Source organism: Erwinia endophytica, from assembly GCF_009295515.1.
GTDB lineage: Bacteria > Pseudomonadota > Gammaproteobacteria > Enterobacterales > Enterobacteriaceae > Erwinia > Erwinia endophytica.
Genome location: NZ_RQVV01000053.1, coordinates 184,287 through 204,135 on the forward strand (window position 1 = coordinate 184,287; position 19,849 = coordinate 204,135).

17 protein-coding genes and 3 pseudogenes are annotated in these 19,849 nt (G+C 51.5%); 16 read left to right on the forward strand and 4 right to left on the reverse strand.

The genetic code is table 11. The features are described from left to right. Positions 1-33: 33 nt before the first annotated feature. From EH228_RS15525 to EH228_RS15585, 14 genes and pseudogenes are all read left to right on the forward strand, one after another. Positions 34-831, forward strand: coding sequence for a DeoR/GlpR family DNA-binding transcription regulator (locus EH228_RS15525; RefSeq protein ID WP_152322522.1), 798 nt, complete (start codon positions 34-36; stop codon positions 829-831). Beyond that, positions 770-2,065, forward strand: a complete 1,296-nt coding sequence (locus EH228_RS15530; protein WP_152322523.1) for a M20 family metallo-hydrolase — start codon at positions 770-772, stop codon at positions 2,063-2,065. Before EH228_RS15525 ends, EH228_RS15530 begins: the two co-directional genes overlap by 62 nt. Continuing rightward, the gene (locus tag EH228_RS15535) at positions 2,059-2,988 is read left to right on the forward strand and encodes a phosphotransferase (RefSeq protein ID WP_152322524.1); all 930 of its coding nucleotides are present in this window, start codon (positions 2,059-2,061) and stop codon (positions 2,986-2,988) included. Before EH228_RS15530 ends, EH228_RS15535 begins: the two co-directional genes overlap by 7 nt. Further along, positions 2,985-3,923 carry a choline kinase family protein gene (locus EH228_RS15540; RefSeq protein WP_152322525.1) on the forward strand — a complete coding sequence of 313 codons (939 nt, stop codon included), beginning with the start codon at positions 2,985-2,987 and terminating at the stop codon, positions 3,921-3,923. The genes EH228_RS15535 and EH228_RS15540 overlap by 4 nt, the downstream gene beginning before the upstream one ends. A 243-nt stretch (positions 3,924-4,166) precedes the next feature. Continuing rightward, on the forward strand, positions 4,167-4,436 hold the full coding sequence (locus tag EH228_RS15545) for a hypothetical protein (RefSeq protein ID WP_152322526.1): 270 nt from the start codon (positions 4,167-4,169) through the stop codon (positions 4,434-4,436). Next, positions 4,433-5,959: a sodium:solute symporter family protein gene (locus EH228_RS15550; protein ID WP_152322527.1), complete on the forward strand. Its 1,527-nt coding sequence runs from the start codon at positions 4,433-4,435 to the stop codon at positions 5,957-5,959. The genes EH228_RS15545 and EH228_RS15550 overlap by 4 nt, the downstream gene beginning before the upstream one ends. Positions 5,960-6,395: 436 nt before the next feature. Beyond that, positions 6,396-8,057 (forward strand): Na+/H+ antiporter, encoded by a 1,662-nt coding sequence (locus EH228_RS15555; protein WP_152322528.1) that lies wholly within the window; start codon positions 6,396-6,398, stop codon positions 8,055-8,057. Positions 8,058-8,135: 78 nt separating this feature from the next. After that, the gene (locus EH228_RS15560) at positions 8,136-9,464 is read left to right on the forward strand and encodes an NTP/NDP exchange transporter (RefSeq protein WP_152322529.1); all 1,329 of its coding nucleotides are present in this window, start codon (positions 8,136-8,138) and stop codon (positions 9,462-9,464) included. Positions 9,465-9,731: 267 nt separating this feature from the next. After that, on the forward strand, positions 9,732-10,331 hold the full coding sequence (locus EH228_RS15565) for a cupin domain-containing protein (protein ID WP_152322530.1): 600 nt from the start codon (positions 9,732-9,734) through the stop codon (positions 10,329-10,331). 174 nt (positions 10,332-10,505) lie between these two features. Beyond that, complete coding sequence (locus EH228_RS15570; RefSeq protein WP_240116307.1) at positions 10,506-11,210, forward strand: NADPH-dependent F420 reductase; 705 nt, start codon at positions 10,506-10,508, stop codon at positions 11,208-11,210. Positions 11,211-11,338: 128 nt separating this feature from the next. After that, positions 11,339-12,103, forward strand: a complete 765-nt coding sequence (gene idnO, locus EH228_RS15575) for a gluconate 5-dehydrogenase (RefSeq protein ID WP_152322531.1) — start codon at positions 11,339-11,341, stop codon at positions 12,101-12,103. A 17-nt stretch (positions 12,104-12,120) separates the two neighbouring features. Next, positions 12,121-12,311: pseudogene (locus EH228_RS20245) on the forward strand (shikimate kinase); the annotation flags it as partial. Next, positions 12,312-12,428 (forward strand): annotated as a pseudogene (locus tag EH228_RS20250) (YhcH/YjgK/YiaL family protein); the annotation flags it as partial. It abuts the pseudogene before it with no gap. Positions 12,429-12,436: 8 nt separating this feature from the next. Further along, positions 12,437-12,968, forward strand: a pseudogene (locus tag EH228_RS15585) (IS1 family transposase). Positions 12,969-13,244: 276 nt separating this feature from the next. On the opposite strand, the gene spt reads toward EH228_RS15585, so the two are convergent. Genes spt through EH228_RS15605 form a run of 4 tightly spaced genes read right to left on the reverse strand, consistent with a single transcriptional unit; the run spans position 13,245 to position 17,349 of the window. Beyond that, positions 13,245-14,417 carry a serine palmitoyltransferase gene (gene spt, locus EH228_RS15590; RefSeq protein ID WP_152322532.1) on the reverse strand — a complete coding sequence of 391 codons (1,173 nt, stop codon included), beginning with the start codon at positions 14,415-14,417 and terminating at the stop codon, positions 13,245-13,247. Next, the gene (locus EH228_RS15595; protein ID WP_152322533.1) at positions 14,404-14,664 is read right to left on the reverse strand and encodes an acyl carrier protein; all 261 of its coding nucleotides are present in this window, start codon (positions 14,662-14,664) and stop codon (positions 14,404-14,406) included. Before EH228_RS15595 ends, spt begins: the two co-directional genes overlap by 14 nt. Positions 14,665-14,695: 31 nt before the next feature. After that, positions 14,696-15,610, reverse strand: a complete 915-nt coding sequence (locus tag EH228_RS15600) for an NAD-dependent epimerase/dehydratase family protein (protein WP_152322534.1) — start codon at positions 15,608-15,610, stop codon at positions 14,696-14,698. Next, positions 15,607-17,349 (reverse strand): fatty acyl-AMP ligase, encoded by a 1,743-nt coding sequence (locus EH228_RS15605; RefSeq protein WP_152322535.1) that lies wholly within the window; start codon positions 17,347-17,349, stop codon positions 15,607-15,609. The genes EH228_RS15600 and EH228_RS15605 overlap by 4 nt, the downstream gene beginning before the upstream one ends. Before the next feature lie 808 nt (positions 17,350-18,157). On the opposite strand from EH228_RS15605, the gene EH228_RS15610 reads away from it, so the two are divergent. Continuing rightward, the gene (locus EH228_RS15610) at positions 18,158-19,282 is read left to right on the forward strand and encodes an N-acetyltransferase (protein WP_152322536.1); all 1,125 of its coding nucleotides are present in this window, start codon (positions 18,158-18,160) and stop codon (positions 19,280-19,282) included. A gap of 28 nt (positions 19,283-19,310) precedes the next feature. Next, complete coding sequence (locus tag EH228_RS15615; protein WP_152322537.1) at positions 19,311-19,670, forward strand: diacylglycerol kinase; 360 nt, start codon at positions 19,311-19,313, stop codon at positions 19,668-19,670. Positions 19,671-19,849: the final 179 nt, after the last annotated feature.

Consider the following 19,849-nt stretch of genomic DNA (forward strand, 5'->3'; position numbering starts at 1 on the left):
GCGTTTTTTCGCAACGGTTAAATAAGGTGAACGATGATTAATCAGCCGCGACTGGATGAAATTAAACGGGTCTTAAGCAGCGATAAACGGGTCCGCGTAACCGAACTGGCGCAGCGTTTGGTGGTATCGGAAGAGACTATTCGCCGGGATTTAAAATATCTGGAAGAGCGTGGCGTGCTGCGCCGGGTACATGGCGGCGCTATTTTACCGGTGGCCAGTGAAGAGCAGCCGTTGCAAATACGCAGTCGCATTAAACCCCGCGCCAAAGTACGGATTGGGCAGTTGGCGAGCGAGATGGTTGAGGAAGGGATGGCGCTGTTCCTTGATACCGGGACCACCACGCTGGCGCTGGCTCATCAACTCACGCGGTTCGCCAGATTAAAAGTGGTCACTAATTCACTGGACATCGCCAGTCTGCTGACCCAGCAGAGCGATAACGCGGTCACGCTGACGCCGGGGTGTGTTCGTCGTAACGATAACGCGCTAATTGGCCCGCATACGCTGGCATTCGCGCAGCAGTTTCACTACGACATCTGTTTCATGGGTATCGGCGCGGTGGATTTGCAAAACGGATTTATGGATTACGAAGAGCCGGAAGCACTGCTGCGGCGGGAGCTGAGCAGACATTGTCGTCAGAGCGTTATTTTGGCGGATGAAGGGAAGTTTGGTTTGCGCACATTTGTGAATACCTTGCCGTTTAGCGCGGTGGATACGCTGGTGACCAGCCTGCCGCCGCCGGCACGTTTTATCGCCAGTCTGGAGAAAGCTCATGTCAACATCCTCTATCCCGGCGTGGCCGCGGATGACCGCAAGCGACTATCAGGCCTTTGAGGCGCTTTTCGCCCAAAGTAGCGCCATTGGCGCCACCCGTGGTGGCGGACTGCATCGCCTGGCGGGCAGTGCTGACGATGGCGCAATGCGTGACGCCTTTTGCCGCTGGCTGCGTCAGCAGGGTTTTACGGTGCATATTGACCCGATCGGTAATATTTTTGGCCTGTTAACATTGCGTCCCGGCGCGCCCTGGTTATTGTGTGGTTCCCATCTCGACAGCCAGCCCGCGGGAGGGCGATTTGATGGCGCCGTTGGGGTGATGGCGGGTGCAGTAGCGATGGCCAGCCTTGCACGTCAGCTCAATGTATTGCCCCGTGCGGCGCAATGTAATCTTGCGGTGGTGAACTGGACAAATGAAGAGGGAGCCCGCTTTCAACCCAGTTTAATTGGCAGTTCGGTTTTTACCGGCGCCAGCCCGCTGGATGTTGCGTTGAATTGCCGTGATGCGCAGGGCATTACCCTGGGAGAGGCGTTGGAGAGGATCGGCTATCGCGGCACTGTGCTGCCGGAGATGCCGCTGGCGGCCTATATTGAGCTGCATGTTGAGCAAGGTCCGCAGTTGGAACAGCAGAAAACGCAACTTGGCGTGGTGACCGCGACCTGGGCGGCGTTGAAGTGGCAGGTGACCTTTCACGGCGAGCAGAATCATACCGGACCTTCGTTGATGGCCTGTCGGCGTGATGCCTTGCTGGCAGCGGCGAAAACCATCGTGGCGGTGCGGGAAGAAGCGGATAAATACGGTCTGGCGCTACATACTTCGGTCGGCAGGATCGAGACGACGCCCAATTCACCTAACGTGGTCACCCGCGAAGCCACATTGTTCATTGAGTTTCGTTCCGCCGATGAAGCGTTGTTAGCCGCCATTGGCGAGCAGTTTACCCAGACCTTACAGCAGATTGCGCAGGCAACCGCCACGGATGTCAGTTTGAAGGCGTCGCAGCTTCGCCCGCCTCAGCAGTTGGATGCGGCCCTGGTGCAACGCGCGCTGACGCAGGCCGCACGTCTCGGGATCAGCGCAATGCCGATGCATACGGTGGCGGGGCATGATGCCATCAGTCTGAGTTATCACTGCCCAAGTTGCCTGTTGTTTGTTCCCAGCCAGGACGGTTTGTCACATAACGAGCGCGAATTCACCGCGCAGGACGATTTGCATCGTGGACTGGATGTGTTGCTGGCGCTGCTGGCTGATCTCTGTCTGCATCCTACTGCCCAGCCAGAGGTGAGCGTATGCTAAGCCGTTTACAGCAGGCGCTGCATGGCTGGCAGCCGGACAGCCAATGGTCGATTCAACCCGGGACTCCCGGCGTGGCGTCGCCTCATCGCCTTGCCACCGAATGGGCCGGATTTCGCTTACACAGCGGCACGCAACCACTTTATGCCAAAGTATTGCAAGATGATCAGCGCCGGTTGATTGATGTCCAGCGTAGCATCGACGCCAGTCGCGCCGCAGCGGAAATCGGACTGACTCCCGCAGTGCACTATGCGGATGTTGCACAAGGCGTGGTGATTTACACCGCGCTTGATACGCGCTGGCATTGGGCCCGGCTGGATCAACTGATGCAACCCCGACATTTTACGCGGCTGACCCGTCTGCTTGATCAACTGCATGAAATCAACCTGGCTCTGCCATCGCGTCAGGACGACATGCGGCATCTGCGTCAGCGCTGCCGGGAAGACGGAGTGATAATGTCCGATGAGCTGAACTGGCTGGGGGAATGTGTTGATCTGGCGTGGCAGGCGCTGAATCAGCAACCGCATCCCGCCGTATTGATCCACGGCGATCCGATTGCCAGCAACTGGCTGGTGAATGAACAGGGTGACTGGCAATTGCTCGACTTCGATTACGCCAGCCTGGGCGATGCCTGGTACGACATCGCGGTATTGCTGAATGAGCGCATGCTGTTTGACCATCAATGGCGTGAGGCGATTGCCGCGTGGCACGGTAAGTGTACTGAAGCCGATTATGCCCGTTGCCGGTTATATGCGCTGGCGGATGATTATTACTGGACATTGTGGGGGCTGTGGAACGGTCATTGCAGCTCGCGCGGTCTGGAGTTTGCCAAAGTGGGACAGTGGACGTTATTGCGGTGCCGACAGAGCGCCCGCGATAGCCGTTTTGAACGTTGGTTAGCCCTGGTGGCGGGGAGTGCGGCATGAGTAAACGTCTGGGAGAGGCTGAAAGTTGGCAGGAGAAACGGTTGGAGCAGGCGATCGCCGCAGTACCCGCCTGGCAGTCCTGTGATATTACCTATCGTCCGGTCAGCGGCGGTATCTCTAATGCGAACTGGCGCGTTGATGTGGCGGGCGCCGCAGGCGCCTACTTTGTCAAAATTCCCGGTGAAGGAACTGAGCGTTATATCAATCGCGATACCGCGCATGAAGCCAGCCTGAAAGCGGCGCAAACCGGTTATGGCGTGCAGGTGGTGATGTATCTGCGTGAGTTAGGTGTCGAGATTTTTGAATTTATGGCGGGGTGGCGCAGCGCATCGAATCAGGATTTTCAGCAGCGGACGATCCGCCATCGGGCGTTACAGGCGCTGAAAAGCTTCAACGATCAGCCGCCGCTGCGGCAAACTAAAACCGTTTTTGAGATGCTGGATGAACATATCGCCCAGTTACACTCGTTACCTGCCGTGTTTTCCGCTGATGCGGCCTGGCTGCATCAGCAAAGCCAGCGGGCGCGTCAGGCACTGCAGTCGGCCGGGCTGGATCTGGTGCCTTGTATGAATGACACCCTGGCCGGTAATTTTATGCTCAACCAACATGATGATATTCGGTTGGTCGATTTTGAATATGCCTCGAATAATGATCGTTGTTATGAGCTGGCATTATGGTTTGGTGAAATGTTTTTTAGTGCGGAAACAGAGTGTGAATTACTGGAGGATTATTTCGGCAAGGTAGATAACGCCTGTTTTGCACGGGTACAACTCTATAAATTTCTCGCCGATATGAAATGGTCTGCCTGGGCGATGATTCAACATCATCTCGCTGATATTGATTTTGATTTTTCGAAATATGGCGCGTGGAAGACCATGCGTGCCCGCAGCGTGCTCTATCATCCTGACTGGGAAAACTGGTTGCACGCGGTGTAATGATTAAATAAACGAGATCAATCGCGCGGTATACCGTGCGCTGAAGCGTCGTTATTGCCTGTTTTTTTATCGGGAAACCCTGTTTATCTCCGTGATACGCCATGTTGCCGGACAAAAACGTCAATGTGTTGTTGCATCATGCTGGTGTTGGCGTCGATGCGTCAGCGGCTTGACGTCTGACGGATATAACAGCACCGCTAAGGGAGTGTGAAGCCATTAATTATCCATGCCGGGGAGGTTGTTATGAGTTCGATGATCATGTCGCGTAGTCTGCAAGCACGAATCGGTTTAAAAAATAAAATCTTTGCCCTTTATCTGTTGGCATTATTATTACTGGCCTTGTTCCCACCGTTATATTTAAGTGTCAGTGGCAATAAACAGTTATTCCTGGGGATACCGATGCCAATTATTTACTGGTTAGCCATCGCCGCTTTTCTCGGGATCGGTTTGTGGGTGATGTATCTTGCTGAATGCGCTTTTGGGGAAATTCCCGAAGATGAGGAACTGTCATGAATATCTCTGCTGTTGAGCCACACTATTTTATTACCTTCGGTATGATGGGGCTGTTTTTAGCGGTGATGATCGGCGTGTTATATGCGACTAACCGGAAAAGCACCTCGTTTGCGGATTACGCGGTCGGCGGCCGGGCGTACGGTCCGTGGTATATCGCCATGAGCTATACCAACTCGTGGTGGCCTGGCGCGACGTTTACCGCGTTCTTTGCGTTGTCAGTGAGTGGGGTGATTGGTTTTTATGGCGCGGTTTACTCAACACTTGGGGTAACGGCGATGTACCTGATGGCTCGTCGAGCCTGGACATGGGGGCAACATTTTAATCTCACCACTCAACCGGATCTGCTGGGGATGCGTTACAACAGTCCGGCGGTAAAACGCGTGGCCTCAATCATCGGTATCATCTGTGTATTTCCCTGGGTCGTGATGGGCATTCAGGCGCTGGCGCTATTGGTGGAGTTCGCCAGTTTTGGCCGTCTGGGCGTGACCAGCTGTCTGATAGCCGGGGTGCTGTTGATTCTGGTACGTCAGTACTGGACGGTTAGTATGGGAATGCGTGGTCTGATCATGACGGATATGTATCAGGGCATCATCGCTTATGGGCTGGGGGCGCTGGTGTGTGTGATCCTGCTGTTTACTGGCGATCATGGCTATAGCCAGCTGGCCAGTTTGCCGCCGAATATGTTGCAAATCCCTGGTGCCGCAGGCAGTCATTATGGTCGCTGGTATATGTTCAGTCTGATTTTTACCGGTGTGGTCGGTTCAATGTGCTGGCCGATGAGTTTTCAGCGGATCTACACCGCCAGCGGTATTCGGGCGGTGAAAAAGGGAACCCTGTTAACCATCCTGTTAGTTGGCGGTTTCTATGCGATTTTAATGCTGTTCGCTACGGCGGTCAGCCAGGAGCCCGGTGTACAGGCTAATCCACAGCAGGGCTTCTTTACTGCACTGTTTGAACAGGGTGGCCCATGGTTGCTGGCTATTGCGTTGGTGATTGTGCTGGCGGCCAGTATTGGCCATGTCGATGGCTGTGTCCAGGTGTGTGGTACGCAGTTTGCCAATGACCTCGCGACATGGAATCAACCCCGTAGTGATCGTCAACTGACCGTACTGGCGAAATCCGGCATGGTGGTATTTATTATCGCTGCCGCCTTGCTGGCTTATCTGACCTTTAACTATTCACGTCTGCAACTGCTGGCACAGATTTCCTATCAGGGCATTATTCAACTGGCGGTACCGTTGTTTTTCGGCATATTCAGCCGTTTTGGCAACAAGCAGGGAGCCTTGCTGGGCATGGTGACCGGGATTGTTATCGCCATTGTGTTAACGGTGTTTTTCCCGGATGACATTCCAGTGCTGGGATCGTTGACCAGCGGCATTGTGGGCCTGGCCGGCAACGTGGCGGCATTCATCGTTTGCGGGGTGATGTTCAAAACTGATGCCACGGAGAAAAAACGGGTAGAGGCGCTGTTTGCACTGGCGGATGGTCCGGCACAACTGCCTGGTAAAGCCGTATTGAGTTAACCAGAAGCATTAAGCTGCATGACACGGGCCGGGTGATGGCCCGTTTTTTTGTGCCTTAATTCTGACGGCGTGACCCACAATGAGTGTGCATGGTGGCGATGATGGATGTTATTATGACATTAAATGTTATTAAAATGTTTAGAAATTAACATTTACTCGGGTATCATCAGGAAGATGAAATAATGATGCTATCGCCATCATCCTTCACGCCGCAAGCGCAGTCTGCATTATTAACTGATCTATTGGTTGTTTGCCGGACGCGTGATCCGCCCTGGCTACCTGAACCGGTTAGGACCCGCGCCGACGTGGCGCAAAAACGCTGTTGGTGTGTTGTCCCGCCATACAAATGATTTGGTGAGTCTCTGAGAGGGAATGGCTGATTTTAACTGGCAGATCATGTGGGTGAGAAACGTGCTGCCTTGCAATTGGATGAACAATGGAAAGTGTTTTTACCATCTTAGTGCTATTAACCACCGTAGGCTTATCCGGATTTGTAACCCGCGTTATCGCTCTAAAGTTACCTCTTCCGCTGATTCAGATCTTGTTGGGCTGTGTACTGGCATGGCCGGGTTTTAGCCTGCATGTTACCTTTGATCCTGAGTTTTTCATGATGCTGTTTATCCCACCGTTACTGTTTGCTGATGCCTGGCGTATCCCGAAGCGTGAGTTCTTCAGGCAACGAGGCGCTATCCTGGCGTTGGCGTTGGGCCTGGCGTTGGTGACTGTACCGGTTATCGGTTATTCGGTTCATGCGTTAATCCCGGCGATACCACTGTCGGTGGCTTTCGCGTTGGCCGCGGTGCTGGCGCCAACCGATGCGGTCGCTTTATCGGGGATTGCCGGTAAAGGCGCAATACCCAGTAATCTGCGGCATATTCTGGAAGGCGAAGCGTTGATGAATGACGCATCGGGCCTGGTGGCGCTGAGGTTTGCCATCGCAGCGGCCATGACCGGCGTTTTTTCACTGCGTCATGCGTTTCTCAGTTTTGTGATGATTGCGGTTGGCGGACTGGCGATTGGGGCGGCGATAGGCTGGCTTTCTATTGTGCTCTCCAGTTGGTTTAAAAAGCGGGCGAGCGATGAAGATCCGGCTGCGGGGGTCATCATGATGCTACTGCTGCCGTTTGCCGCATACCTGTCGGCTGAACGGGCCGGATGTTCGGGGATACTTGCGGCAGTAGCGGCTGGCATGATGATGAATTACCAGAGCCTGCGAGCGGATATGTCAATTGTGACGCGTCTGCGGATCAGGGGAACCTGGGGGATGATCGAGTTCGTCTTTAATGGTATGACCTTTATTTTGTTAGGGTTACAGCTTCCGCACATTATCGGCTCGGCACTGATCGCCGCTGAAGCACAGGGCTATACGCATATGGTGGTACTCATTGGCTACGTGTTGCTGGTGCTGATGATGTTGCACTTATTGCGCTTTGGCTGGATGTGGGGATTGCGCTGGCTTGCCCGGCGTCGTAGACAACGCAATGCCACCGATCTGGCAGTGAGCGGCTGGCGTCCGTTAATCATTATGACCCTTGGCGGCGTCCGTGGCGCGGTAACACTGGCGGGCGCACTGTCTTTGCCTATTTTATTACCGGATGGCATGCCTTTTCCCGGGCGTGAAATGGCTATTTTTATCGCATCAGGCACGATTCTCTGTTCGTTACTGGTGGCGATTGTTGGATTGCCAATGGTATTACACGGCGTGAGTGGCAAAGAGGATGGGCTCGCGGCTGAGGAACGTTATGCGCGTATTGAAGCCGCGCAGGCCGCCATTCGGGCACTGGCTGAGACTCATGATCAGATTAAGGTGGGACTGGATGAGTCGGCAACGGTGCGGGTAGCCGATTGTTTCGCCCGAGTCATGGATCTTTACCGACGGCATCTGGAAGTGCTTGGCGCGGACCAGACCGCAGATGAAATGGCCCGTCTTGATGATCAGGTAGATATCAAACTGCGTACCCGGGGATTGCAGGCACAGCGAGCTGAGCTGTTGCGGTTGCGCAGGCGCCAGAAGATCAATGATGAAACGCTGAACAAGTTACTTGCTGAAATTGATTTGGCGGAAGCCGCACTCTTCACTCGATCGCGTACAGTCTAAAGAGAGGGCAGAGTCCGATTTTACCGTCGCGGTCACGATGTTATGCGGTCTGGCAGGCAGATTGTCGAGAGAGATGCTATGCAAACAGCCTTGAATAAAGCGGTGAAAAATCGGCTGGTAAGACTGACCCAGCTGGCTGGAGTTCGGCAGGAAGAGCTGCGACCGCTATGCTGGTGCGGGGTGTATATTTTCTGTGTGCTGTCAGCTTACTATGTTATCCGTCCCGTGCGTGACGCGTTTGGTAGTGCGAATGGAGCGGAGGATCTCCAGTGGTTGTTCAGCGCCACGCTTATCGCCATGCTGGTGTGCAATTTGCCGTTCGCTGCGTTGTCGCGCCGCCTCTCTCGCCAGCGGGCCATCACCCTGTTTTATCGTTTTTTCATCGCCTGCCTGTTGCTGTTCGCCTTGCTGATCTCTGTGCTCAATGCTCCGGGGCGTCTCTGGCTGGGACGTGTATTTTTTGTCTGGGTATCCGTATTTAATCTGTATGTGGTGTCCATTTTTTGGATGCTGATAGTCGATATTTTTGACAGCGACCGTGGCAAACGCCTGTTCGCGCTGATGGCTGCCGGCGCTACGTTGGGCGCTATAGCCGGCTCGCTGTTTACCATCACGTTGGTCAAAGTGGCAGGACCGGCAGGGTTGTTTTTATTGGCTGCCGTTCTGCTGGAATTAGCGGTCTGTTGCGTCCGACGCCTGACGCATTTAGCACCGCAGTTGCGTCATCCGTCCCGGCGTGTGGACGAAAATGACGGACGACCGCTGGGGGGCGGCATCCTGAGCGGCATTGGCCACACGTTTCGCTCGCCTTATCTGCTGAATATTTGTCTTTACATGATATTGTTCTCGGTGACGTCGACGTTTCTCTATTTCCGTCAGGCGGAACTGGCGCGGCACGCGTTCTCTAATGATGGTGCCCGCTCCACGTTTTTCGCCAGCCTGGACTTGCTGGTCAATGTGTTGACTCTCACGGTGCAAATCCTGGCCACCGGTCAGTTGCTGAGTCGTTTTGGCACCACCGCCGTGTTGATTATTCTGCCGGTACTGACTGTCGTGGGCTTTCTGGCGCTGGCATGGCAACCGTCACTGTTGGCTCTGGCTCTCTTTTCCGTCGTGCGGCGTGCCAGTAACTTCGCCATTGCCCGACCAACACGGGAGCTGTTGTTTACCGTGCTGAATCGGGAAGACAAATACAAAGCTAAAAGTTTTATCGATACCGCGGTTTATCGGGCGGGGGATCAGGTTGGCGCATGGAGCTGGACTGCGGCTGGCATGCTCGGCAGTTCCGGACCGGTATGGCTGTGGCTTGCCGTGCCGTTATCGGTATTCTGGCTGCTTAACAGCCTGTGGCTGGGGCAGCGGCAACAGCGTTTGGCATCGGCGCCTCAGGCGAATGCCCCGAGATAGGTCATGATGAAAACGATTATCTCAGACCCGGTACCCCCATGATCAGCGGCACCCTCCCGATATGACTTTTACCATTTTTGTCTGCTATCGCTATAGTGCCCAGAAAATTTATAATTAATTGATATATATAAGTTAAAAATTTATTTTTATGTGTCGTTGTCATTTGACAAGGGGGGCGCCAAAGCCTGGGTTATCCAGGTAACATTCGTGATGTTCATCACATTAAACAGCGCCCATTGGGCCCGTAAATGCTGTACGGAGGTCGATATGGCAATGTGTTCACGTCGGGATTTTATGCGGTTCATCTCTTGCCTGGCCGCGAGCGCGCCGGTATTGCTGCAAGCGGCGACGCAAACAAATTCAGCCGCGACAATGCAGGCGCAACGCTTACCGTTGGAAGCCAATGGCTGGGTGCCTAATAACCCACATCTACCGGTATTGCTTTATCGTCATGTGCTTAGTGGCGCAACGGCAGCGGTGGCGGGTACCGAAGCCTTGTTCGAACGTACCGGCTGGCCGCCTCAGTGGGTGGCCAGCGTTTACCCTTTCCACCATTACCACAGTACCGCGCATGAAGTCCTGGGTTTCGTCAGCGGCGAGGCTCGCCTGATGTTGGGCGGGCCCGGTGGACATGAGGTCACCGTGCAGGCTGGCGATGTGGCGTTGCTACCTGCTGGCACGGGGCATTGCAATTTGGCGAGCAGTGATGATTTCGTTGTCGTCGGTGCTTATCCACCCCGGCAGGATTGGGATATATGCCGGGAGCCGCCCTCTAAAGCCATGCTGGAGCGTATCGCGCATCTGCCGTTTCCGCACAGCGATCCTGTCTATGGTGTGCAGGGGCCATTGCGGCAGGCGTGGAGCTGAGTGGCGTTTCACTCACACATGATATCTGTCGTCCTGAGCTCGCTGTTGTGGAGGCGATCGCTCCGTGCTGCATCTTTGCAGGCTATCCCGAAGCACAACAGTGCGAGTGAGAGGGGTAAAAACGGCGGGGTAACTCAGACACACAGCCACCGGAAATCGCAGAGGAGGAATGTTATGTCGCGCATGGCGAGCACGCTTTTTTTATCCTGTTTATTGCTTCTGACGGGCTGTCGTCATGCTTTGGCAGAACCCTTACCGCGTATCGGCATCATTGGTGCCGGGGAGATGGGGGGAACGCTGGGACGGCTGTGGGTCAACGCGGGTTATTCGGTATTTTTCGCTTCCCGCCATCCCCAGGAATTAAAGCCGCTGGTCAGCTCGCTGGGGCCTCGCGCTCAGGCCGGATCACCGTTGCAGGCGGCGCAATACGGCGATGTAGTGGTGATGGCGGTACCTTATGGCGCGCTGCCTGTGCTGGGGAAACAACTGGCCGGAACCCTGCGGGGGAAGGTGGTGCTGGATGTCGCCAACCCTTATCCACAGCGGGACGGGGACATCGCCCGGCAGGCGTTGCAGACAGGCAGTGGTATCTATAGCGCGCGTTTGTTCCCCGGCGCGCGATGGGTTCGCGGGTTTAATTCGCTGGCGGCATCCAGCCTGGCGGCCACGGCACATCAAACCGGTGAGGAGGCGGTGGCTGTGCCGCTGGCGGGCGATGATAAAGGCGCGCTGGATACAGTAGCCCAATTGACTACGGCTGCCGGTTTTACCCCCGTGGTAGTAGGAGGGTTGGCAGCCGCGGCTTTGTTTCAGCCTGGCGGACCGCTGTTTTTGCACACCCTGACCGCAGATGAACTCAATCATGCCATTGACCGCTAAAACCGTTTTAAGTGATCTTGATCACGGTTTACTCAGGCCAAAACTCGTGTGATAGGCAGCATATCATCACCCCGTTGCCTTGCCTTACGCGAGCTCACCGTAGCCTGAAGACCTGGAGCAGGAATATAATGAGTAAATTATTCAGCTTAGAAAATAAACGCATTTTAGTGACTGGTGCGGCTCAGGGCATTGGCTTTACGATGGCGCAGGGGCTGGCGGAGCATGGCGCTGAGATCATTATTAACGGCACCTCGCCAGAGCGGGCTGAAAACGCGGCGATGAAGCTGCGTGATGAGGGCTACACCGCGCATGTATCGGTATTTGACGTTTCCAATGCGCTCGCTGTTGAAACGGCCATTGAGAAGATTGAACGCCATATCGGCCCGATTGATGTGTTGTTCAATAATGCGGGTATTCAGCGGCGTCACCCTTTTACCGAATTTCCGCTTGAAGAGTGGAACCAAATTATCGCCACTAATCAGACCGGCGTATTTCTGGTTTCTCAGGCGGTGGCGAAAAAAATGATTGCCCGTAAGGCGGGGAAAATCATCAATATCTGCTCAATGCAAAGCGAATTGGGGCGCGATACTATTACCCCGTATGCTGCCGCCAAGGGAGCGGTAAAAATGCTGACCCGCAGCATGAGCGTGGAGCTGGCTCGTTATAATATTCAGGTGAACGGTATCGCGCCGGGTTATTTTGATACGCCAATGACCAAAGCGCTGGTGGATAACCCGCAATTCACCGACTGGCTGTGCAAACGCACGCCCGCCGCCCGTTGGGGTGAACCACAAGAACTGGTGGGCGCCGCTGTTTTTTTGTCATCGCGGGCGTCTGATTTTGTCAATGGCCATCTGCTATTTGTCGATGGCGGCATGCTGGCAGCAGTGTAATTGGCGGGGAACGGAGCATGGCAGGTCAATGCATCATCGTGATGGGGGCGGGTAGCGGGAAATCATCGGTGGGCGCAGCGCGGGCTAATGCGCTACAGGTGAAGTTTATTGATGGCGACGACTTACATCCGCGTCAGAATATTATCAAATGGCCGCGGGCCAGGCGCTGAATGACGATGATTGTCTGCCATGGTTGGGCCGGCTGTCAGGAGAACTGGCGGTGATTTTCCCTCAGGAGTTGCATCGTCCAATGTGTACTCTGGGCGAGCCGTCACCGTTGCGAAAAATTGTGGTGAAAATAGCTAGCCTGTTACTGGTTGCGTAACAGGGGTGATGTGTGGGGCCGGCCCTGCCGCCATTGAACTTCACGCGGGTCATGCCCGTGCCGGGCATCAACATTATTGCTGTCAGGCACGCAGCCGAAGCGTTCAACTTGAATATAAATACCGAGCCTGCCAGCAGGGCATGAAGGATCAGATCATTGATCTTGCCATGAATAATGCTGGCATCCGCGACACCGCACGAGCATTGCTAATGCCGTTGCGCGCACGCTAAAAAACTTTCGCCGAAAAACGTCACCTCTCTTCCACTGGATAATCTGCGCATTGGCGAAGTGGATGAAATGTGGTCATTTTTCGGGGGAGCTTTCAGGTTTTAATGTGGCCTTATGGTGTGCCGATAATTTCAGTGCTTATGACGGGTTACCGAATGAAAAGCACATCACAGGTAAGCTTTACACACCACGAATTGAGCGTGAAAACCGGAACCTGACTGAACCGCAAGACAACTGGGGTCCTCAACATCAGCTGAAATGCATGACAGGATCATTGGTACGTTTATCGAGCGTGAGCATTATGCAGCGTAATACTCATCACCATATTGAATACATAACCCATTTCAGTAACTGACACATATCACGACACTGAGAGACGCCATGGAACGGAAAGACCTGCCAGATCGAGACCGATGGTTGTCATCTTCATGATGAACGTTTCCGGTCATTAAATGATCGCGTTTTATACGCTGTGTCATTTAAATTGGGGCGTCTATTTCATCAGGCGCGTGTATTGGTGAGCGATGTTACCCGATGATTATTTTTGTTGCCAGGGCAACATCGCGGAAGGATTTTTGTGTCGCGGTATTAATCTTTCAGTGCAGCAAAGGCCCGAATAATAGTATCGATTTCTTCTTCGCTGTGCGCCGCATTAACGCTACAACGCAGCAGAGTAATGCCTGATGGTGCAGCAGGGGGTAAAACGAGATTGACATACACCCCATTGGATATCAAGTCGCGCCAGAGGCGCAGTCCATCTTCTTTCGAGCCAATCATTACCGGGACAACAGGACTGATCCGTGGGCCCAGCTCATAACCGAGTTCAGCCAGACCGCGATAGAGTCTGTGTGCGTTACTCCAAAGTTTGTCACGCAGGCCTGGATTTTGCGCGATAGTTCTTAAAGAAGAACGCACAGAGGCGATACTGGATGGTGAGGGTGACGCAGTAAAAATGTAAGGACGGCTGCTATAACGTAAAACGTCCATGGCTTTAGCGCCGACGGCAAATCCGCCGATAGAGGCTAAACTCTTGCTAAAGGTACCCAGTATAATATCAACATCCTGCTCAACACCCAGCTCTTCGGCAAGGCCGCGGCCAGTCGCGCCCATAACCCCGAAGGAGTGCGCTTCATCCACGAGCAAATAACCACCAAGACGGCGTTTGATATCGACAATTTCGACCAACGGAGCAACATCGCCCAGCATGCTATAAATGCCTTCAACGATAATTATCGCTTCACGCGCTTTCTCACCCAGGCGCAGCATACGGCGCTCCAAATCTTGCGCGTCATTGTGGCGGAAACGAATAATTTGTGCGCCGCCTAAAGCGCAAGCGTCATAGATGCTGGCATGAGAGTCTTCGTCTATCAATACGATGGCGTCAGGACCAGCAAGCGTGCTGATCACGCCCAGATTAGCGGTATAACCGGTTGAGAATACAATGGCGCTGGGACGATCAAAAAAAGCGGCCAGCTCTTGCTCCAAAGCAAGGTGAGAGCCATAACTACCGTTAGCCATACGTGAACCGGTTGTTCCGGTGCCTTGAGCGGCTAAGGCCGCCTGGCCGTCAGCAATCGCCTGGGTATTGAAAGTCAGCCCCATGTAGTTATTGGTGCCTGCCAGGACAACCTTCTTATCGCCAATACGCCCTTCGGTGGCTGAATAGATCTCATCAATACAGGTGCCGAATGGATTCAGGCCGGATGTCTGGAATTTTTCACGCTCGCCAGCAAGTCGCGCAAATTTGTCATACAGACCCATTAGTACTCTCCATATGTGGGAGTAGGGCATCCAGCAATTGCTCAGGCGTTCTGACATTCAGCAGGATATTAATCGGGATAGAAATATCCAGCTTGTCTTCTAACATCATCAACAGGTTCATGACTTTTATGGACTCCAGACCAAGATCATTGACGAGGTCACTGTCAGGCTTTATCTCTTGATTGCCTGTGGCCATACCTTGTAAACACTCGAGGATATAATCCATCAAAACTTCACGATTTAACATAGAAACTCTTATATACCTATGATCATAATAATTAAAATAGTCTGTCACGCAGCGCGTGTTCCAGACTTATTTTAGGAAACCAGTTAATTGAATTGGACAAATCGTTATTGCTTGCTGACCAGTCACTATGGGTTAATTCGCGGATTTTACTGCGAGTTAGCATCGGTTCCTGTCTGACTAAACGGCTCGATAACGTGCTGATATCAGCAATTATTTTAAGCAAAGGTAGAGGAATTCCGATTAACCGTACTGGAGCATGACGTACTGCGCTACCGATTTCTTGCAGGCGTGTCCAATTATACCCCCCCGCCACACCGTCACATAATTCATATGGATGATTATGCGATGGAGAAACGGTTAACCATTGCCCAACCGCTTCAGCTAAATCACTCACATGAAGAAATGATAGCTGTGAGTCAGGCGCACCAAGCTGTGGAAGTACACCACGGAGAAGCCAACTGAACAAGGGCTTCAACTCTTTATCGCCCGGCCCATAAACTGCGGTTGGGCGAAAAATGCCAAGAGAAATATTCGCGGCTGCCATTATTAATTTTTGTTCGGCAACGTGTTTTGAATTCGCGTACCAGGACAGTTCAGGGTGACGGGCAGCAAGCGAGGACATAAATAGAAAACGCTTACAATTGCCGCTTTCTCTGGCGGCTTGCATCAAATGCAGGCTGCCTGTCACATTACACTCAGTGAAAGTTTCTTCCTTGCTTCCACGAACTTGCCCTGCGCAATGGACAACATATTCAGCATCGCGCACCAGCTCCGAAAGCGATTTTTTATCTTCTAACGCTCCCTGTACCCAAACCACATTGTTGTTTGAGGAGCGACGTGCGCGTCTGGTCAAAGCACGTACAGTGAACCCGCGTGAAAGCAGATTATCAACAATGTGCCTGCCGATAAATCCGGTCACACCTGTCACTGCGACCGTTTTTGTCATTGTGCATAGCCTGCTAATTGTAACTGCGGACCAATTAATTCAGTCAGATAACGTTTTCTGGCCTCAGCCCGTGCAGGTTTCCCTGATGACGTCCGCGGAATACTATGGGGAGGCATCAGTACAATATCGACAGCAACGCTGAATTCACTTTGAATGCGCGATGTCAGAGAGTGGATAATTTGCTCCCGACGTTCTTCAGAACTCACCCGGCACTGGATCTGCAAAATGATTCTGGCGCCTTCATCGTGATCCTGGGAGGTCACAAAGGCGATTGCGTCACCAGGACGGATTTCTGGTTCTGATTCCGCGACATATTCAATATCCTGAGGCCAAATATTACGACCACGAATAATAATCAGATCTTTTTTACGGCCCGTTACGTACAGGTTTCCGTCCAGCATATAACCTAAATCGCCGGTATCCATCCACCCCTGGCGTTGGATTTGTTGCTGGGATGTCGTATCGTGGAAATAGCCCCTCATCAGGCTGGGGCCAGAAATACAGATATGACCGACTTCCCGTTCTGGCAGCGGCGCGCCTGTTTCGCTACGAATTTCAATATGATGGCCAGGTAGCGCTTTGCCACAGTTGACGAAAGTGGCCGTCGCCCGCGTATTTTGAGTTGGGGCAACCGCTTTACGGTTATACTCCAGACTGTCACGGTCAATCACGTTGACGCGTGGACCTGATGAGGCATCAAAAAAACTCACGGCCAGCGTGTTTTCGGCCAGACCATAGCATGGTCTAAAGGCATCGCCATTAAACTGTACCTGACTGAAATGCTCACTGAATTTATTTAATAATTCAGCAGGAATGGGCTCAGCGCCAACTCCGGCAATACGCCAACTGGAAAGATCTAATTCGGCTAATTCTGTCTCGTTGCTGCGACGCAGGCAAATATCGTAACCAAATGGCGGAGAAACAGAGACGGTTGCACGGTTCTTGGTGATCAATTTAAGCCACTGCATTGGACGCATGGCAAAATCCTGGGTCCGCAAATAGTCAACGGAGAGCTGTGTCGCCATTGGCGTCAGGACAAAACCAACCAGGCCCATATCATGATAGAAAGGCAACCAGGAAACACAGCGATCACCCGCGCGTACTTTAATACCATCGTGACTAATCGCTCGCAAGTTAGCCATGACAGAACGTTGGGTTATTATCACACCGCGAGGAAAACGCGTGCTTCCAGACGTATATTGCAGATAAGCAATATTGTCAGGTGAAGGAGGTTGCAGTACGACATCCTTTTCAGGCAGAGCATTGAAGTCTGCATTACTGAGGATATGTATAGGCTGCGCTTCAGCACTGCGTGCAGAGCTAATTAACGGCAACCATTCATCACTGCTGATAATAGCCGAAGGATTGCAGCTATTTAATAGCCCCTGGAGCTTTTCGATATAAGAAGCGCTTTGCCCAATACCCATAGGGATAGCAAGGGGAACGGCAACCAACCCTGCATATTGACAAGCAAAAAAGGCTTCCACAAAGCCAACACTGGTTTCAGCGATTAGCGCGACACGGTCACCTTTATTGAGGTTCAGTGATAATAGACGACGCGCACCCGTAATCGCCCGCTCGCGTAGCGTGTGATAAGGCAGCGCAGCCAGAAGTTGATTACGTCTGTCGTAAAAATTCATCCCTGTACTTCCTTGGGCGGCATAATCTAAAGCATCCACCAAAGTCGGGAAATCCGCATAACGCAAGGGAAGAGAGTGAATGGAACTTGTTTTATACATATTACAACATGACCATAACATTAATTTATTAACGACAAATAATACAGACTCTTAGTGATGCGAGAAGTAGAGTTTTTGTAAGAATTTGTATAGTAGTAATGCGACACTTGTTATTGATACTATAAATAACTTAATGGATTATCTTATCTGACGGCATCTTGAATGGCTAGTGTTTATGAGGTCCCACCATAAAAATGGTATGGTGTTTTCGCCAAAACAGCATTAAGTGGTAAAAGAGAGTAGGGCCTCTCAGGATGGCGCTGATGGCTGATGTATCGCATTATATGCCTAATGCGCGGAGAGCTGTCCTCGGCATAATTTTTATTTGGCGCTTATTTTGGTGAAAAATTGACTCAATAGAGTCCAAATATTCAAATAACAGGAAAGTGTCCAGCCGATAACTCTCCAGTCTCTTACTCAGGGAATGACGGGAATGCAGCCAATGCGCCAGCAATTCGAAGCAGAATGGGAGATATCTCATTTTGCTTAAAAATCTGCCGTTAATGTTACTTCTGACTTGTTGAGGTCTGGAGGAATAATGTATTGCATCTGTTCTGACAACAGCATTGCGATGAAGGGGATATGTCCATAACGTATGATTATATTTAAATCTAATAATCACCCATCGTTACTAATGCGGTATTTATTTGAAATGTTTTTGTCAGAATTAGGTAAGGCATTATTGCTTTTTCTGTTTCCAGCAAGGTGGGTAAGGACAAAATATCAATAGCTCACATACTGGATAATGTAGACAGATTCATTGTGTGTTTTTTCAGTATATTTTTTATAGATAGATATAAGGGTGTTTATGTTTCGCATTGAAAAAGTCGTGGATAAGCGTGATCTCAAGGAATTTATAGCTTTTCCGTCTTCACTGTATCACGGTGATCCTAACTGGATTGATCCCTTGTATCTGGAACGCTTAGAGCACCTTTCTGAGAAAAACCCAAGCAGTGAACATATAGAGTGGCAGGCATGGGTAGCCAAAAAAGGGGAGCAGGTTGTCGGCAGGATAACGGCGCAAATTGATACATTGCACCGCGAACTTTATGGTGAGGATACCGGGCATTTTGGCATGATTGATGCCATTGATGATCCTGAAGTTTTCAGCGCACTATTTGCCGCAGCAGAAGCGTGGTTGAAGTCTAAAGGCGCGACAAAAATCACTGGCCCCTTTAGCCTTAATATCAACCAGGAGAGTGGCTTGTTGATTGATGGTTTTGATACGCCACCTTCAGCGTTAATGGTTCATGGTAAACCTTATTATGGCACCAGGGTAGAGCAGCAGGGGTATACCCAGGGGATAGATTTACTGGCTTATTGGATGAAGCGAACAGACCTGCATTTTTCTCCGTCATTAAACAAACTCATGGCAAATGTGCGCAAAAAAGTGACCATCCGCCGTCTGGATCGTAAGCGGTTTAATGAAGAAATGCAGGTGTTACGGGAGATCTTTAACTCTGGATGGCAGAATAATTGGGGATTTGTGCCTTTTACTGAGCACGAGTTTGCTACCATGGGAGAACAGTTAAAGTTCCTGGTACCGGATGACCTGATTTATGTTGCGGAAATAGATTCTGTTCCTGTGGCGTTTATCGTTGGTTTGCCAAATATTAATGAGGCGATCTCGGGTCTGAATGGGCGTTTGTTTCCTTTTGGCTGGGCTAAGTTACTGTGGCGTCTGAAGGTGAGTGGGGTGCGAACCGCCCGAGTGCCACTGATGGGGGTGCGCCATGAGTATCATTTCAGTCGTATGGGACCCGTCATTGCCCTGCTACTTATTGAAGCGTTACGTGATCCCTTCGCGAAGCGGAATATTGATGCTTTAGAGATGTCCTGGATCTTAGAGACCAATACCGGTATGCGAACTATCCTGGAGAAAATTGGTGCGGTCCCTTATAAGCGTTATCGTTTGTACGAAAAACATCTCTAACTAAAATATGTTATAAGAGAAAACGTTGATGTCACTTGAAAAGAGGAAAGGGATCAAGCGATTAACAAGCAGCATTAATCATTCGCTGGCTGGTTTTGTTAATGCCTTGTTAACTGAGGATGCCTTTCGTCAGTTGTTTATTATTAGCGCAATATTACTGGTTATCGCACTTTTTTTGGACGTGACAAAAATAGAGCGTTTATTCTTGATTTCCAGTTGTTTTCTTTTATTGATGGTCGAGTTACTTAACACCGCCATTGAAACGGTAATAGATCGAATTTCTTTAGATATCCATCCATTATCAAAGCGGGCAAAAGATTTGGGGGGAGCGGCACAGTTAGTTACTGTGGTGATGACCATCATAATTTGGTTAATTGTTTTGCTTTGAACATTCAGACGGGTAGTTAATATTGTGAACAGGCATTATCTCAGATAATGCTGATGCTCAATAAATATACCCGTCATTCTGCAAACTATCGATGTGTTGAGGCGTAATTAGCCAACTGAATCTGAACGTGTCAGTTCATTGGTTGACGCCACCAGAGCATCCCAATAGCTATTCTCAAC